Raw genomic sequence first — 15,970 nt, 5'->3', positions numbered from 1 at the left:
AATCTCGCCGGCATGGAAGCCGCAAAGCTGTTGCCTGCGAGCCCGATATTCGGCAGCGCGAAGCGTCCTGAAAGGACGCAAATGCGTGGATTTTCGCCTCTACCAATGGGTTGTCGTGCGTGTTACTGCCCAGCGATGAACAGGATTGTGAACAAGCTCAACCGGTTGTGGAAGGAGCGCGCGCACCGCGCCGCGGCACGGGCGGTACTGGATACGCCCCCGATCGTACCGGCCGATGACGGACTGGTCCTGTTTTCCATGATCGGCACGCGCGTGCTGCTACCGTATCTCGTCGCGGTCAAATCGCTCCACGCGCAGCTTGGCAAAGGGCGCATCGTCATCCTCGACGACGGTACGCTCACCGACACCGACCGGCAGATATTGGCGGCGCACCTTGGAAATCCGCACATTGTGGCGATCGCGGATATCGATACCGCGCCTTGTCCGCGCGGGCAGGTATGGGAACGCCTCCTCGCGCTTCTGGACATGCGGGCAGGCGATTATGTGATCCAGCTCGATTCGGACACGGTCACGCTGGGCGACGTGCCCGAGATCGCCGCCGCGATCGTACAAAATCGCAGCTTCACATTGCGCGGCGATCCCGATTCCGAGCTGTTGTCCTTCGCCGAGATGGCGGCAAAGTCCGATGACGACGCGTTTCTCTACAATCCTGCGGCCCACGTGCAGGGTGCGATCGAATGTGGTCTCGACCGCGTTTCGCTGCCCATGGTCACGAACCCGCAATATGTGCGGGGATGTGCGGGCTTTGCCGGTTTCGCGCGTGGCGGCGATGGCCGCGCGCTTGCCGAGGCGTTTTCACGCGAGGCCGAACGATTGCTCGGAGCCGAGCGCTGGGCGCGATGGGGCAGCGAACAGGTGACGTCGAACATCGTTATCGCCAACGAACCCGATCCGTTGCTGCTGCCTTACGATCATTACCTTAACTTCTGGGACGAAGGCGTGCCTCCCGACGCCCGGTTCGTCCATTTCATCGGCAGCTATCGCTTTAGCGGCAATGCCTATATCGACGCGACGCGCACAGCGATCGCGGCGCTCGGTCGCGCTTAGGTAGCGACGGCCGGAACGGCCGGCATACGTCGTCCGCGCACCAGTTCGATCAGGTCCCGCACCGTCTCGCGAGCGAACAACGCCAGCCACAGGCAATAGATCGGTCCCCCGGTTGCGACGAGCACCGCCAGTCGCATGGGCTGCGGCAGAGCGGGCAGCATGCGATCGACCAGCATCACCACCGCGGCCATGGCCGTGGCAGCGAGAACCGGCGGTGCGACCGCGCGCAACAGCTCGCCCGCCCGGACGCCGACAACGGGCAAACTCCGGACGGCGGCAAAGATGAGCAGCAACGGATAGGCGATCAGCCAGGCCCATGCGATGCCGATGATGCCCCACTGCGCGCCGACCAGAAATACGACCGGCATCAGCAGCGCCCCTGCCGCGGCATTGCCCGACGCGATACCCGGGCGGCCGAGCGCGTCGGTTGCGGGGCGAAGCAGGGTGAACAAGGTCCAGAAGGGCATGGCGAGCGCCAGCGGCAGGAGCAGCGGCACGATCTCGCGCCATTTATCGCCGAGCAGGGTGAGAACGAGCGGCTCCGCCACCGCGGCGAGGCCGAAGAAGAACGGCATGGCTGCGACCATTATGGCACGCGTCGAGCGCGTAAAGCCCGCGGCCAACGCCGGACGGTCGTTCTGCATTCGCGAATAGGCGGCAAAGGCCACCTCGTTGAGCGGCGGCACGACCTTGTTGTTGAAGATCTGCGTCAGCAGCAGCGCGGTCGTATAGATGCCGACCAGATGCGCCTCGAACCAGCGGCCGGCGACCAATATGTCCGCCTGGCTCTGGACGAAGCCGAAAAACTGCGCAACCGCGATCAGCCCGCCATAGCGCGCGATCGAACCCGCGCCGCGGAAGTCGAAGCTGGGCCACATCCAGCTGCGCGCCGCGATCGTCAGGCCCAAGGCCCGCGTCGCGAACATGGCGATCGGCGCCCAGACCAGCGCCCACACGCCCCAGCCCGCGAGCGCGCCGCCGAGCGCCACGCCCGCGCCGATCAGCGCGGAGACGAGGTTGACCTGCGCCTGACGCTGAAACTCCAGCGAGCGTGCGAGCTGCGCGTAGGCGAGCGCGGAGAAGGGAATGGTGAGATAGATCAGCGCCTGCACCCGCAGCAGATCGGCGACCATCGGCTGGCGATAATAGGCGGCCGCCAGGGGCGCGCAGGCAATCTGGGCCACCGCGAGCGCGCCGTTGAGCAGCAGCAGAAGGCCGAAAATCTGCCGCAGCTCCTGTTTGGCTACCTCGTCGCGCTGGATTACGGCGCTGGCGAGGCCATAGCCGTTGAGCAGGTTGAACAGCATCAACATCACTTGGGTGAGCGCAAACAGGCCATAATCTTCGGGCGTCAGGATGCGGATGACGAGGAAGGTGGAGGCCCAGGCGACGATTTGCCCCGCAATCTGCGACCCCGAGCGCCAGATCACGGCGCGGCGGATCCGCTGACCGAAATCGGGTTCGGTCGCGATATCCGGGCCAAGTGCCGTTTCGGGGGGGATGGAGGAGCCTGACATGACGGCGAGCCTTAGCAACTATTCGTTGGCAAAGCATTGCACGCGCCTGTCATCGCGGTGCAGCGCCGTTCTTGCGCGCGGCATAGTCGCCAACCGGCGGTCGGGCGACCGATGCGCGCTCGACCTTGACCCATATCGGCTCGCGCCCCAGCCGCGCGTTGAAGAGGCTGTTGAACGTGGCCGGATCGGGGGCCGAGGAGTCGAGCGCTTCGCCATATTGGCGGCGCACCGCCGCCCGATCATAGCCCATCGCATTCAGCAGCGTCGGAAAGATGCGATAGTGGCTCGATGCGTCGAAATGGCGTTTCGCGGCGGCTTCCCAGCGGCCGGGCGCGCCGATGATTGCGAGGGGCACTGCGCCCTCCTCGCTGGCGGGCGACGGGCTGCAATGCGTCGTCGTTCCCGAATCGCCGCGCTCGTGCAGATTCTGCCCGTGATCGGACGTATAGATGATCAGCGCCCCGTCGAGCCGGGCGCGCGCGAACAACCGGTCGAAGAAGCCGCCCACCGTCCACGTCACCGTGTTGCGATAGGCGTTGCGATAGCGGCGCCAGCTTTCGGCGCCGTTGTACAGATTTTCGGGAAGCCGGGTTTCGGTCACGACCTCCGATTCGTCGCGCGGCAGAGCGGGGCTGAAGAGATGGGCGCTGCCGGGATATTTGTCGGCGACGGGGAAATGCGCACCCATCTTGTTGACGAGGATGAATTCGCGCCGCTCGTTGCTGAGCGCCGCGATCAGCGCATCGGCCGCGGCCATGTCGCGGTCGACGACGGGTATATCGTCAAACTGGACGATATGATCGATCTGACGCCGCTCGGCATCGTCCATGCCGTTCTGATAGGCGCCGCCGGTCCGCTGCGCGTCGATGTAGATCGTCGCGAAGCCGGCTTGTTTCGCATAGGCGAAGATTGACGGCATCGTGGCATTGATGCGGTGATAGGCGCCGCGTGTCCCGCCGTAGCGAAGCGTCAGATTGCTTCCGAAACTGCAATTGGCGATCGAGGCGGCGAGCCCGAAATTGCTGACGACGATGCCGGGGGGCGGCGATGCCAGCCCGGATCGAACGCCCGCGGCATCGTTGATGTCGAGGTATCGGCCGGCAATGCTTTCGTCGATGATCAGGATGATGTCGCCCTGGTCGGGTTTTGGACCATGCGCGATGGTCACCGGTTGGCGCGCCATCGACGGCTGCGTCGCGGCTTCGAATGCAGCAAGCGCCGAATAGGCGGTTCCGACCCAGGCGTTCGGTAGCCCGCGGCCGCCTTCGCCCCCGCGCACGAACAGCAGGATGGTTAGCATCGCGAGCCCCGCCAGCGGTGCGAGCGCAGCAGCGATGCTGGGCAGGGGGCGCCGGGCACCCGGTTTCAGCCCGACGCCGACAAAGAGGAAGAATGCGCCGGCCGCCGCCCATGCGATCGATGCGCCATATTGCGCGACGGCGTCGTCGGCGAAGCCTGCCGAATGGACCATGGTGACGAAGGCGTCGTAGCTCATCGCATCGGCCGTGGCATCCTGAAAGCTGCCGACGAAGATGGCGGCGAGAGCAAACACTGCAGCCCAGCCCCACCGCAGCAGCGGGCCGCGGATGAAGGCCGCGCCCCACAGGCAAGCGATCAGGCCGCCATAGAGGCCGGCGTAGAGCAGGAGGGGCGGCGACAGTCCCAGCATAGCGATCCGCGCGGCGATGCCGGGAAGCTCGAAGGCCAGGCCGAATGCCAGCAGCAGCGTTTTGGTCAGCGTGTTCGGGCTCGGCCGGGTCTGTGCCCGCATCGCTTGTCCTTCGTCTTCCGGGGCGGAGCTATTTGGCAGATTGCCTAATACACGTTTCGCATTTGACACATAACTGTAACCAATTCGAACGTTCGCCGTAACGTAAACTGTTGCTTTTTAGTCACGAATTGGCGGAAAATCGGCCGTTTCGCGCGTGCGCGCGTTGACGCCGCCGGGGTGGGCGTTAGACCGGGAGCTTACCACCGGGCATCTCCCGATAAGCCTTTGGCTGCGCTTCGGTGGGTTTGGAGAGAGACTGAATATGACTTTGCGCAACATTCTGTTGGGCGCCACCGTGCTGTGTGCCGCCACCACCCCCGTCTATGCCTTCGCTCAGGATGCCGCGCCGGCCGACGCCGGAACGACGGTCGACGACACCGATTATGGCAACGACATCATCGTTACCGCCAGCAAACGTTCGCAGACGCTGCAGGACACGCCGGTCGCGGTCTCGGTGACCTCGGCAGCGCAGCTTGAAGAAGCGCAGATCCGCGACCTTATCGACCTGCAGTCGTCGGTCCCCAGCCTGCGCGTGTCGCAGCTCCAGTCGAGCGCGAACACCAACTTCATCATCCGCGGTTTCGGCAACGGCGCGAACAACGCCGGTATCGAACCGTCGGTCGGCGTGTTCATCGACGGCGTCTATCGCTCGCGTTCGGCCGCCCAGATCGGCGACCTTCCCAACGTCGAGCGCATCGAAGTGCTGCGCGGCCCGCAATCGACTTTGTTCGGCAAGAACGCGTCGGCGGGCGTCATCAGCATCGTCACGCAAAAGCCGCAGTTCGAATTCGGCGGCTCGGCCGAAGTCACCTATGGCAACTACGACGCGATCACCGTCAAGGGCGACGTCACCGGCCCGATCAGCGACACCATCGCCTTCTCGATCGGCGGCAGCTACAACCGCCGCGATGGTTATGCGCAGGATTTGAAGCTCGACACCGACGTCAACGACCGCAATCGCTGGGGCGTGCGCGGCCAGCTCTTGTTCGAACCGACCGACGCGCTGTCGATCCGCCTGATCGGCGACTATGACAAGATCGACGAAAATTGCTGCATCGCGGGTAACGTCATCGCCGGCCCGACCGTCGCGATCACCAACGCGCTCGCGGGCGGCCCCAGCGTCGATGCGAACGACCCCTTCTCGTATGACGTCTACAACAACTTCCTGTCGTCGAATAAGATCAAGAATTACGGCGGCTCGGCGCAGATCGACTATGATCTCGGCAACCTCGCGCTGACCTCGATCACCGCGTACCGCAAGGTGCAGGCCGACACGAACCAGGATTCGGACTTCACCAGTGCCGACCTGATCGGCGAGAAGAGCGACAATGTCGGCATCGACACCTTTACGCAGGAAGTCCGCCTGACGTCGGACTTCGATGGACCGCTGAACTTCCTGATCGGCGGCTATTATTTCAACGAAAAGGTCGATCAGCAGAGCGCGATCAAGTTCGGAAACCATTTCCGTCCCTACGGTGATGCATTGATTCGCGCTGCGAGCGGCAACGCGCTCAACGTCGCGATGCTCGAGGCGACGTTCGGCGCGCTTGAAGGGAATCCGGCGAAATACGCGGGCACTTTCTTCCGCGCGGGTAACGGGCTCGACGAAGATTATCAGATGAAGAACGAGGCCTTCTCGATCTTCGGCACTGTCGATTTCGAGGTCACCGATCGCCTGACGCTGACCCTCGGCGGCAACTATACGAAGGATCGCAAGCGTTTCTCGACCAATGTCGTCAGCAGCGATGTGTTCTCGGGCGTCAATCTTGACGCGGCTGCCTACACGCCGTTCCGTCAGGCGCTGCTGATCGGTCAGGGTGTTCCCGCGCCGACTGCCGCCTTCCTGGCGGCCAATCCGACGCTGACGCTGCCCGATGGGCGCAGCGCGAATCCGCTGGCCGGCCTCAAGGCGTTCCAGTTCCTGCCGCCCTTCCTCAACATTCCGAACGCGGTCGAAAGCGGCAAGACCAACGACGGCGATTTCTCGTACAGCGTTCGCGCCGCCTATGAGCTCACCGACACGGTCAATATCTATGCGACCTATGCGACGGGCTTCAAGGCGAGCTCGGTCAACCTGTCGCGCGATAGCCGCCCGCTTGCATCGGACCTCGCGGCGATCACCGCCGCGGGTTTGCGTACCCCGAACCTGGTGGCAGGGTCGCGCTTTGCCGATCCCGAAGAATCGACCGTCTATGAGTTCGGCCTGAAAGGCCAGTGGGACGTCGCGGCGGTGAACGTCGCGGTGTTCAAGCAGTCGATCAAGGGCTTCCAGTCGAACGTCTTCACCGGCACCGGCTTTGCGCTCGCCAACGCCGGCAAGCAGTCGACCTTCGGTATCGAGTTCGACGGCTCGGTGCGTCCGGTCGCCGGGCTCAACCTGACGCTCGCGGCGACCTATCTCGACGCCAAATATGACAGCTTCATCAACTCGGCGTTCGGCGACATCTCGGGCAGCACGCCCGCGGGCATCCCGGAACTGTCGCTGTCGCTCGGCGGCACCTACACGCATGAATTCGCGGGCGGGACCAAGGCGATCGCGCACGTCGACTATGCGTATGAAAGCCCGGTCCAGATCGTCGAAGGCCTCGGCGGTTTCCCGGCGAGTGTCGCGCAGAACCTGAAGCGCGAAGTGAACTCGCTCAACGCGTCGTTCACGATCCGCCTGACCAACGGCATCGACGTCGGCGTGTGGGGCCGCAACCTCACCAACGCGCAGTATCTGACGACGATCTTCCCGGCGGTGGCGCAGGCGGGCAGCGTCTCGGGCTACCCGAGCCAGCCGCGCACCTATGGCGGGACCATTCGCTACAAATTCTGATCGGGAGCGCCGGGGTAGCGTTGCTCCCCCGGCTGCCGCACGAAAGGCAAAAAGAAACCCCGGCCTCTCGATCGAGAGGCCGGGGTTTTTTGGTGGCGTTGCCGCCTGCGCTTTAGAATTTCACACCGGCGGCGATGCCATAGCGGCGCGGTTCGAGCGTGAAGATATTGGTGTAGTTACCCGACGACTGGTCGGTGATGTACAGGCCGGTGACGCTGTTGGCGTCGAAGACGTTCTGGATGAACCCCCGCACATACCATTTGTCGTCGGCGCCGTTCAGCTGCACCTGGGCGTTGACCTGAGCATAGCCTTTGATCTTGTTCACATTGCCGTTGAAGATGCTGCCATAGCTTTCACCGGTATAGGCGAGGTCGACGCGCGGAACGAGCGACATGTCGCCCATACGCGCCGTGTATTGGATGCCCGCGCTGAACTTGTAATTCGGCGCCTGCGGCAACTGGTTGCCCTTGATGTTGACCGGAATACCCGCGGAGAAATAGTCGACCCCGCCCAGCGTCGCGGGATTGACCGAGAGGCCGGCAACGGGAGCGGGCAGGTTGGCGAAGGCGCCCGCGGCTGCGGCCTCCATGACCGAACAGATGCTGAAGGCGCCCGTCGAGGCGATGCCGCCATCGGACGGGAAGGCCGTCGTCGGCCGCAGCCCCGCGCCGCCCTGAACACCGGGGACGATGCCCGCGTTGATCAGGGTCTGGACGCCATTCACGAAGGCGTTGACCCCGGCCACATTGCCGGTTCGCGATCCCACCGCGCAGTTCGCGGCGTTGGTGATGTCTTTGATGATAACCGCATCGCTGCGGCCGCCGCCAAAGTCACGCGGGTTGCTGGTGAGCTTGTCTTCAGACACCTTGCTGTGCAGGTAGCTGAAGCCGAGGTTGACTACGACGTCGGGGTCGGGCCGGACAATGGCTTCGGCTTCGAAGCCATAGATATCGGCGCTGACATTGTCGTTCACCGCGGTACGGGCAACGATCTTGCTGAGCTGCAAATCCTTATACTTATAGTAGAAGGCCGTCAGGTTCAGCTGGAGCGCCCCGTTGTCGAAGCTATTCTTCGACCCGATTTCGAACGCGTCTACCTGTTCGGGCTTGAACGATTCGGGCACCGCGAAAATCGGCTGGAGCGGCGGGTTGATGCCGCCCGATTTATAACCGCGCGAATAGGAAGCGTAGAGCAGATTGTCTTCGGTGACCTTGAAATCGAGCACCGCGCGGCCCGTCAGCTTGTTGAATTTGACGCTGCGTTCCTGGATGATCTGGTTGCCCGGCGTGCCAGGATCTGCGTCGAACGATCCGACGAACGGCGAACCGAAGACGGTATCGGTCGTTCCGGCGTGCGGTGCAAGGAAGCTTGCCAGCGTCGACCGCGCCGACACACTCTTCTTGTCGTTGTTATAGCGCAGGCCCGCCGTGAGTTTCAGCCGATCGCTGAATTCGAAATAGGCTTCGCCAAACAGACCCCATGACTTGATGTTCAGATCGTCGGTGTTGTTGCGGAAGAAGGGTGTCGCGAGGAACGACGGCGGCAGGGGGCCACCGGCGGCCGGCGGGTTGGTCGCCGCGGTGAAGGCGCCCAGCACGCCCGTCAGATAATCGATCGGGAAGGCGTTCACATAATAGCTGTTCTCGGTCAGGTGGTAATCGGCATAAATGCCGCCGACCAGGAAGTTGAACGGCCCGTCGAGGTCGCTCGACAGGATGCTTTCGACCGACCAGCTGCTGTTATACTGGTTCGACCGGTCGAATTGCAGCGACTGGTCGCTACAGATCTTGTTGCCGCCAAAGCTGCCGTAGCCGCTTTCTTCCGCCAGCGACGTGCAAAGCTGGCCGGTGGGGCCGTTGGGGATGATCGCCGCGGCGACGGGACGGAAATAGGGCGCGAGGCCGGCCCCCAGCGCGCCATTCGCGGCCGCCTGCAAGGTGGCGAGGCCGGTCGCATAGAGCGCGCGGTTGCCGATATTGCTGTTATAATCCTGCGACGCGTCGAGCTTGACCTTCTGATACTGGCCCGAAACCTGCAGCGACACGGGGCCGAAATTATGCTCGATTTGGCCCTGCAGCGTCAGTTCGCTGGTGAAATAGCTCGGCGTATAGGCGGTATTCACCTCGCGCGGATCCGACGGGATCGTCGTGTTGGCATAGACGTCGGGCCCATAGAGACTGCCGAGGGCAAAAGCCTGCGGGATGCCGCGGATCGCGAGGAATTCGCGCGACGTCAGCGCGGCGGTGAAGGTCGCGTTGCCGTTGAAGGGCGAATTGTCGAGACGGCTGTTCAAACAGCCGAGGATGCCGGTCGGATCGCGCTGGCAAAGCTGCTTCTGGATGCGCGTGCGCTTGTCTTTTTCGCGGAAATAGGATGCGAGCAGGTCGATCGTCGTGTCGGGCGAGGGCTCCCAGCGGAACGAGCCGCGGACCGAATAAAGATCGCGGTCGTCGATGCGGGTGTCGAGGAAGCTGTTCTTCGTATAGCCGTCGCGGTTGAGGTAAATGCCTGCAACGCGGATGCCCATCGTGTCGCCGAGCGGGATGTTCACCATCGCCTTGCCCTTCATGGAATTATAATTTCCATATTCGGCTTCGGCGGCGGCTTCGAAGACGCCGAGTTTGGGCTTGGCGGTGATCACGTTGACCACGCCCGACGTCGCGTTGCGGCCGAACAGCGTTCCCTGCGGCCCGCGCAGCACTTCGACGCGTTCGAGGTCGAAGAATTCGGTTTCGAACAGGCGGGTCGAAAACAGCGGGTCGCCGTTCAGATGGATCGCGGTTGCGCTGTCGCAGGTCGTGCCGACGCAAAGGTCGCCGATCCCGCGGATCGTGAAGCTGGCGCCCGTGAAGTTGGTCTTGGTGAAAGTGACGTTGGGCAAGGTCAGCTGAAGATCGGACGGTGTCTTGATCTGCTGCGCTTCGAGCGCCTCGGTCGAAAAGGCGCTGACCGCGATCGGCACGTCCTGCAGACGTTCCGACTGGCGCTGCGCCGTGACGACGATTTCGCCGCCGAAAGCATCGCGTTCCACTTCATCCGCCGCGTCCTGCGCATATGCCGGCGTCGCCACCGTCATCGCAAGGATCGAGGTTCCGATCAGTGCCTTGAACTTCATCTATAGCCTCCCTTTTTCGATCCCGCGCGATGCGGGGCCGCCCAACGTCAAATTGTGGTAAGGGGAGGGGAAACGACCAGACATGGCAAAGGGCACCCGGCTAAAGCGGCCATGTGCCCTCGTGAATCCCACTTGCCAGCTGTGCTGGTCATCGTCCTCTCCCACCGGCGTCGGGGAAAACGCCGGCCTCTCCGGAATACGACCCGCTTGAGCGAGTTCTGTATGGAGCAAAGGTGCGCCGAGTTGACGAAAGCGTCAAGTGACTTGTTTGGTTCAAAAAAGGACGCGAAACCGCGCCTCTCCGAAAAGTGAAAAAGCCAAGATTCCGCAACGTAAAGTTGATGGGAGAGGACAATTTCTTCTTCTCTGGCCCTTGCTTATCGTCGCATTCGCCCCGAAATGTGCGACATGAAGGCAACAGTGAAAGCGGGGCGATGAGCGACAACGGACAAGAGTTGGGACCGGACGGCAAGGTGGTCGTTCCCGACCATGTTGCGGACGCCGTGCGGACGCTCATCGAGTGGGCGGGCGACGATCCGGCGCGCGAGGGACTGCTCGACACACCGCGCCGTGTCGCGCGCGCGTGGAAGGAATATTGTTCGGGATATGGCGACGATCCGGCGCTTTACCTGTCGCGCACCTTCGAGGAAGTCGGCGGCTATGACGAGATCGTGTTGCTGCGCGACATTCCGTTCCAGTCGCATTGCGAGCATCATATGGCGCCGATCACCGGAAAGGCCTCGATCGCTTACCTGCCGCGCGACCGGGTCGTCGGCATTTCGAAGCTGGCCCGCGTGCTCAACGGCTTTTCGCGGCGGCTGCAGGTGCAGGAGCGGCTGACCGCCGAGGTCGCGAAGTGCATCTGGGACAATCTCCAGCCGCAAGGCGTCGCGGTGGTCATCGATGCACAGCATGGCTGCATGACCGGGCGCGGCGTGCGCACCCCGGGCGTCGGCATGGTGACGAGCCGCCTGCTCGGCTGTTTCCTCGAGGACCAAAGCAGCCGCAAGGAAGTGCTGAGCCTGATGGGCTATTGATGGGCGGACGGCCTTAGCGCCGCCACATCCGCAAGAGCTGATACTGGACCGCCTGCAGCCGCGTGAAGTTCGCGGGTTCCATCTTGCCGCCCTCGATCGCGGCAATTTCGTTCAGTTCGTACATCAAATTCCGGTGCGCGACGTCGGGGATCAGGCTCTGGATGAAGGTGATTGCGACGAGCCGCTCGCCGCGCGTCACCGGTTCGACCTCGTGCAGCGTGTGCGAGGGATAGATGATTGCGACCCCTGGAGCTTCCTTGAAGCGTAGGTCGGCACCCCCCAACTGCACGTGCAGCGCGCCGCCCTCATAATCGGCAGGATCGTTCAGGAAGATAGTGCAGCTGACGTCGGTGCGCAGCTGGCCGTCGGGCAGGGGAATATAGGCGGCATCGGGGTGCAGCCCGTAATGCATGCCCGGCGTGTACCGCGTTATCAACGGCGGCGCGATCCGTGCCGGAAAGGAGAATTCCATGAAATCGGGGTTCTGCACCATCGCATCGAGCAATATCTTCGACGAGCGTTCATAAGCGCCGGCGTCGTGAAGTTGCAGGTTGTTCTTCACCTTCGAATGCGGGTTGCTGATCTTTCCGTCGACAAACTTGCCGCTGGCGGCAATCTCGCGCAGCGCGCGGACCGCGCCATCGTCGAGCAGCTGGACGAGCTTGAACATTATGCGCTTTCCTGGTTGCCGCGGATCGGCAGGTCGCCGAGGCTTGTATAGCGTGCGGCGAGCGCTTCAACCCACGCGATCGCTTCGGCGATGGCGGGCGCGTGTCCGACGGCCGCCTGCGCCTGCAATTCGCGGCGCAGACCGGGGCTATAGCCATGCTCGGGCGCCTTAGAATATTGGCGCATCACAGGTCCGGCGAGCGCGGCGTCGATCCGCGCCGCATCGACCGACAATCCGAAATGCCCGCACTGCGCGGCGAGCGCGGCGGCGGGATCGGCCAGCACGCCTTCGAAATCGGCCCACAGATGCCGCGGATCGGCGCGCGGCAACGTCTGCTGCGCCGTGGCCATCTCGCAAAGCCAGCTCATCGCGACGCGCGTCACCGGTGGCAGCTGCCACAATGCGAACGGGAAATCGGGCAGCAGCGCGGCAAGTCGCGCCATGCGTGCCGGGGCTTGCGCCAGCGTCTCGGCCATCGACGCCTCGCCGGCCAGGATCGTCTCGATGTAGCGCGCGAGCGGGACGTAGAGGAACAGCGCGCGGCCATCGGCACCCGTCAGCTCGTCGGCGATCGCCGTGATCACGCTCGACGCCTTCACCATCGCGCGCTGGCCGGGGGCGAAGTCGCGGCCCAGCCATCCGACAGCTTGTGCAAGGCGCCGGCGATAAAGCTCGGGCGACCAGACCGACTCGGGCCGGTCAATCCGCTCGGCGACCTGTGCCAGCGTGCGGAGCAACATCGGCTCGCGCAAGGGCAGTACCTCGCCAACCTCGGCATGCAGTCGCGACATGAGCGTCGATCCGACATGGCCGATATGGAAGATGAAGTGCGGCGCAGGGGCCGCGGCGCCCAGATCGGGCAGGGTGTCCCACGCCATCCACTCGCGCCCGATGCGATCGGTGAGCAGTCGCTGGTCGAGGAAGCTTGCGGCGCGATAATCGGCTTCGGTCAGCAGTGCGATCAGCACCCGGTCGTTTGCGAGGTCCGCCATATGCGGCAGCAGGCTCGCATCGGCGGCAAAGCGGCGCTGGAAAGGATCATCGGCCATCGCCGAGCCATAGGAAAGGGCGGACCATAAGAAAAGGGCCGCGCCTCCTTTCGGAAACGCGGCCCTTTCAAAAGGCTTTGGCCAGAGGAAGCTTAAGCGTCTTCGGCTTCGTCCGCAGCAGCTTCGGGAGCGAGCTCCGAAGGCGGCGTTGCGTCTTCGAATTCGTCTTCGCTGTCGGGTTCCAGTGCCGTGGCGACTGCCTCGGCCTGTTCTTCCTCGAACATCGCCGCGATGACGTCGATGCCCTGCTTCTGCATTTCGGCTTCGTCGGGCGAGCGCGCGACGTTGACGCCGACGGTCACGACGACTTCGGGGTGCAGCTTGACCTTGACGTCGACCAGGCCGAGCGACTTGATCGGGCGTTCGAGTTCGACCATCGACTTACCGATGCCTTCGACGCCGTCTTCGGCGAGCGCGTCGACGATGTCACGGACCGAAACCGAGCCGTAAAGCTGGCCGGTGTTCGATGCCTGACGGATCAGGACGATCTGCTTGCCGTTGATGCCGCTGGCGCGGCCTTCGGCGTCGGTGCGACGTTCGGCGTTATCGGCTTCGATCTTGCCGCGGTTCGCTTCGAACAGCTTCTTGTTGGCGTCGTTCGCACGAAGCGCCTTGTTGTTCGGCAGCAGATAGTTACGGGCAAAGCCGTTCTTGACGGTGACGACGTCGCCGATACCGCCCAGTTTCTCGATGCGTTCGAGCAGGATGATTTCCATCGGTCAGCCCTCCTTACTTAACAATGTAGGGGAGCAGGCCGATGTGGCGCGAGCGCTTGATCGCTTTTGCCAGCTCACGCTGCTTCTTGGTGGACACCGCGGTGATACGCGACGGGACGATCTTGCCACGCTCCGACAGGTAACCCTGGAGCAGACGGACGTCCTTGTAATCGATGACCGGTGCGTCCTTCTGGCTGAAGGGGCAGGTCTTGCGGCGGCGGAAAAAGGGTCGTGCCATGATCTTTATCCTTATTCTTCGCCGTCGCGGTCACGGCCGCGGCCGCCACGACGTTCCTGCTTGCGCATCATCACCGACGGACCCTTTTCGAGTTCGTCGACCTTGATGGTGAGCCAGCGGATGATATCTTCGTTGATCGCAGCCTGACGCTCGATCTCTGCGATGGCTTCGCCTGCGACTTCAGCCGACAACATCACATAATGACCCTTGCGGTTCTTCTGGATCTTGTAGGCGAGCTGCTTGAGGCCCCAGGTCTCGGTCTTGTGAACCGTGCCCTTATATTCGCCGATGACGTTGGTGACGGTTTCCGCCAGCGCGTCGACCTGAGCCTGGCTCAGGTCCTGACGCGCGATAAAAACATGCTCGTAAAACGGCATGGTGCGCTTCCTTCGATTTGGCCGATCGCTGGCTTCGCGCCAATCGCGAAACCCCTCCGGCTGTCGTCAAGCTTTACGGATTGGTGCAAAGCAAACGGGGCGATGGCAACGTGGCCTCGCCCCGAATGAGCGCGCCTATACAGATTCGCGGGGAGAAATCAAGCGGAGAGCGCCAGCTTTCCCAAGAGTTCCCGCCCGAATTCGGTGAGCGTGTCGTCGCGCGCGCCGAGGATGAGGATGCGGTCGCCCGCCTTGGCCTCGTCGAGCATCGCTGCACCGCAGGCTGCGCGTGTCGTCAGATGCACGGCGTCAGCCCCGCCCGCGACGATATCGGCGACGAGCGCCTCGCTGCCGATGCTGCGGTCGACGGTGCCGCCGAAATAGACGGGGTCGCACACGAACAGCTTGTCATCGGGGCGCATTCCGGCGGCAAAGCTTGCCGCGAGTTCCTTGCCCATCTGGCGCAGCGGGCCATAACCGTGCGGCTGGAAGAAGATCAAAGCGCGGCCCGGCAGTTCGGACACGGCGGCGAGCGTCGCGGCCACCTTGTCGGGGTTGTGCGCGAAATCGTCGATCACGGTGACCCCGCCTGCTTGTCCGAGCACCTCATAGCGGCGCGCGAGGCCGGCGAAGTCCGCGAGCGCCTCGACCGCCTGTGCTACGGTCGTGCCCGCCGCGTGGGTGGCGGCGATCGCGGCGAGCGCGTTGGCTGCATTGTGACGGCCGGGCATGCGAAGCCTCACCCGATACGCGGTGCCATCGGCATGAACGGCGAAACGGCAGCCGTCGGGCAAGGCTTCGAAATCGCTTCCACGAATGTCGGTGTCTTCGCCTTCGCTAAAACCGAATGAAATATGATTGTCCAATGAAAGGAAGGGTGTGCTTTCCTCATCGTCGATATTGACCACGGCAACGCGCGCCTTGAGGAGAAAATCGGCAAACAGGGCATGGAGTTCTTCGAGGCTCTTGTGATCGAGGCTGATGTTGGTGACCACCGCTACATCGGGGCGATAGAGCGCGATCGATCCGTCGCTTTCGTCGACTTCGCTGACGTAGATCGCGGCGTCGCCAACCAGCGCGCTCGCGAATGGCCTGTCGTCGCCCGAAAAATTGCGCATGACCGCGCCGTTCATCACGGTCGGTTTCCGGCCCGCGCTTTCAAGGATCCAGCCGATCATCCCGGTGACGGTCGACTTGCCGCTCGTCCCGCCGACCCCGATCGCGCTGTCGGCCGCGTTGAACAGCTCGGCATTCAGGTCGGCGCGCGTCATCCGCGGCAGGCCGAGCGCATTGGCCGCGGCAATATCGGGAACGCTGTCCTCGATCGCCGCCGAGGCGACGAGGATCTGGTCGGCTTTGGGTCCGCTGCCGTCTTGCGGGTAAAAGGCGATGCCCTGGCTTTCGAGCCAGGCGAATTTACCGGGCGTCCGCCCTTGGTCACGGCTGCGATCGGACCCCGACACCGCGTCACCGCGCGCCGCGACGATCATCGCGAGCGGCAGCATCCCCGACCCGCCGATGCCGCAGAAGAAATAGGATTTGTTTTCGGCCATCGCGGCGCGATATGGCTTTGACGAAGGGTTTGCAACCAGAG

The 15,970-nt window shown here is 63.4% G+C and carries 12 protein-coding genes; 3 read left to right on the top strand and 9 right to left on the bottom strand.

What is annotated here, in order from left to right; genetic code table 11:
• The first annotated feature begins 147 nt into the window (after positions 1-147).
• Positions 148-1,068: a hypothetical protein gene (locus ACTJI5_RS21190; RefSeq protein ID WP_440861704.1), complete on the top strand. Its 921-nt coding sequence runs from the start codon at positions 148-150 to the stop codon at positions 1,066-1,068.
• Here the strand turns inward: ACTJI5_RS21190 and ACTJI5_RS21185 are convergent.
• Positions 1,065-2,585 (bottom strand): lipopolysaccharide biosynthesis protein, encoded by a 1,521-nt coding sequence (locus tag ACTJI5_RS21185; RefSeq protein ID WP_440861703.1) that lies wholly within the window; start codon positions 2,583-2,585, stop codon positions 1,065-1,067. The genes ACTJI5_RS21190 and ACTJI5_RS21185 overlap by 4 nt on opposite strands.
• Positions 2,586-2,634: 49 nt before the next feature.
• The gene (locus ACTJI5_RS21180; RefSeq protein WP_440861702.1) at positions 2,635-4,356 is read right to left on the bottom strand and encodes a sulfatase-like hydrolase/transferase; all 1,722 of its coding nucleotides are present in this window, start codon (positions 4,354-4,356) and stop codon (positions 2,635-2,637) included.
• Positions 4,357-4,618: 262 nt separating this feature from the next.
• Here ACTJI5_RS21180 and ACTJI5_RS21175 point away from each other — a divergent pair, with 262 nt between their 5' ends.
• A complete protein-coding gene (locus ACTJI5_RS21175; protein WP_440861701.1) occupies positions 4,619-7,174 on the top strand; it encodes a TonB-dependent receptor in 2,556 nt (851 codons plus the stop codon).
• 112 nt (positions 7,175-7,286) lie between these two features.
• Here the strand turns inward: ACTJI5_RS21175 and ACTJI5_RS21170 are convergent, their stop codons facing one another.
• A complete protein-coding gene (locus ACTJI5_RS21170; protein WP_440861700.1) occupies positions 7,287-10,289 on the bottom strand; it encodes a TonB-dependent receptor in 3,003 nt (1,000 codons plus the stop codon).
• Positions 10,290-10,723: 434 nt separating this feature from the next.
• Here ACTJI5_RS21170 and folE point away from each other — a divergent pair, with 434 nt between their 5' ends.
• Positions 10,724-11,326, top strand: a complete 603-nt coding sequence (gene folE, locus ACTJI5_RS21165) for a GTP cyclohydrolase I FolE (RefSeq protein WP_440861699.1) — start codon at positions 10,724-10,726, stop codon at positions 11,324-11,326.
• 13 nt (positions 11,327-11,339) lie between these two features.
• Here the strand turns inward: folE and ACTJI5_RS21160 are convergent, their stop codons facing one another.
• From ACTJI5_RS21160 to ACTJI5_RS21135, 6 genes are all read right to left on the bottom strand, one after another.
• The gene (locus ACTJI5_RS21160) at positions 11,340-11,996 is read right to left on the bottom strand and encodes a Fe2+-dependent dioxygenase (protein ID WP_440861698.1); all 657 of its coding nucleotides are present in this window, start codon (positions 11,994-11,996) and stop codon (positions 11,340-11,342) included.
• Positions 11,996-13,045 (bottom strand): hypothetical protein, encoded by a 1,050-nt coding sequence (locus ACTJI5_RS21155; RefSeq protein WP_440861697.1) that lies wholly within the window; start codon positions 13,043-13,045, stop codon positions 11,996-11,998. The genes ACTJI5_RS21160 and ACTJI5_RS21155 overlap by 1 nt, the downstream gene beginning before the upstream one ends.
• Before the next feature lie 92 nt (positions 13,046-13,137).
• Positions 13,138-13,761: a 50S ribosomal protein L9 gene (gene rplI, locus ACTJI5_RS21150; RefSeq protein WP_440861696.1), complete on the bottom strand. Its 624-nt coding sequence runs from the start codon at positions 13,759-13,761 to the stop codon at positions 13,138-13,140.
• Between the two features lie 13 nt (positions 13,762-13,774).
• Complete coding sequence (gene rpsR, locus ACTJI5_RS21145; protein ID WP_037517582.1) at positions 13,775-13,999, bottom strand: 30S ribosomal protein S18; 225 nt, start codon at positions 13,997-13,999, stop codon at positions 13,775-13,777.
• An 11-nt stretch (positions 14,000-14,010) separates the two neighbouring features.
• Positions 14,011-14,376: a 30S ribosomal protein S6 gene (gene rpsF / locus ACTJI5_RS21140; RefSeq protein ID WP_324070948.1), complete on the bottom strand. Its 366-nt coding sequence runs from the start codon at positions 14,374-14,376 to the stop codon at positions 14,011-14,013.
• A 158-nt stretch (positions 14,377-14,534) separates the two neighbouring features.
• Positions 14,535-15,929: a Mur ligase family protein gene (locus ACTJI5_RS21135; RefSeq protein WP_440861695.1), complete on the bottom strand. Its 1,395-nt coding sequence runs from the start codon at positions 15,927-15,929 to the stop codon at positions 14,535-14,537.
• Positions 15,930-15,970: the final 41 nt, after the last annotated feature.

It is taken from the genome of Sphingopyxis sp. 22461, assembly GCF_052044915.1.
GTDB lineage: Bacteria > Pseudomonadota > Alphaproteobacteria > Sphingomonadales > Sphingomonadaceae > Sphingopyxis.
This window is presented reverse-complemented; position numbering and strand designations above follow the sequence as displayed.

Excerpts from the sequence above, each read along its gene's own strand:
- rpsR (WP_037517582.1), bottom strand. The coding sequence starts at position 13,999 with ATGGCACGACCCTTTTTCCGCCGCCGCAAGACCTGCCCCTTCAGCCAG.
- folE (WP_440861699.1), top strand. The coding sequence starts at position 10,724 with ATGAGCGACAACGGACAAGAGTTGGGACCGGACGGCAAGGTGGTCGTT.
- ACTJI5_RS21180 (WP_440861702.1), bottom strand. The coding sequence starts at position 4,356 with ATGCGGGCACAGACCCGGCCGAGCCCGAACACGCTGACCAAAACGCTG.
- ACTJI5_RS21135 (WP_440861695.1), bottom strand. The coding sequence starts at position 15,929 with ATGGCCGAAAACAAATCCTATTTCTTCTGCGGCATCGGCGGGTCGGGG.
- ACTJI5_RS21185 (WP_440861703.1), bottom strand. The coding sequence starts at position 2,585 with ATGTCAGGCTCCTCCATCCCCCCCGAAACGGCACTTGGCCCGGATATC.
- rpsF (WP_324070948.1), bottom strand. The coding sequence starts at position 14,376 with ATGCCGTTTTACGAGCATGTTTTTATCGCGCGTCAGGACCTGAGCCAG.
- ACTJI5_RS21155 (WP_440861697.1), bottom strand. The coding sequence starts at position 13,045 with ATGGCCGATGATCCTTTCCAGCGCCGCTTTGCCGCCGATGCGAGCCTG.
- ACTJI5_RS21160 (WP_440861698.1), bottom strand. The coding sequence starts at position 11,996 with ATGTTCAAGCTCGTCCAGCTGCTCGACGATGGCGCGGTCCGCGCGCTG.
- rplI (WP_440861696.1), bottom strand. The coding sequence starts at position 13,761 with ATGGAAATCATCCTGCTCGAACGCATCGAGAAACTGGGCGGTATCGGC.
- ACTJI5_RS21175 (WP_440861701.1), top strand. The coding sequence starts at position 4,619 with ATGACTTTGCGCAACATTCTGTTGGGCGCCACCGTGCTGTGTGCCGCC.
- ACTJI5_RS21170 (WP_440861700.1), bottom strand. The coding sequence starts at position 10,289 with ATGAAGTTCAAGGCACTGATCGGAACCTCGATCCTTGCGATGACGGTG.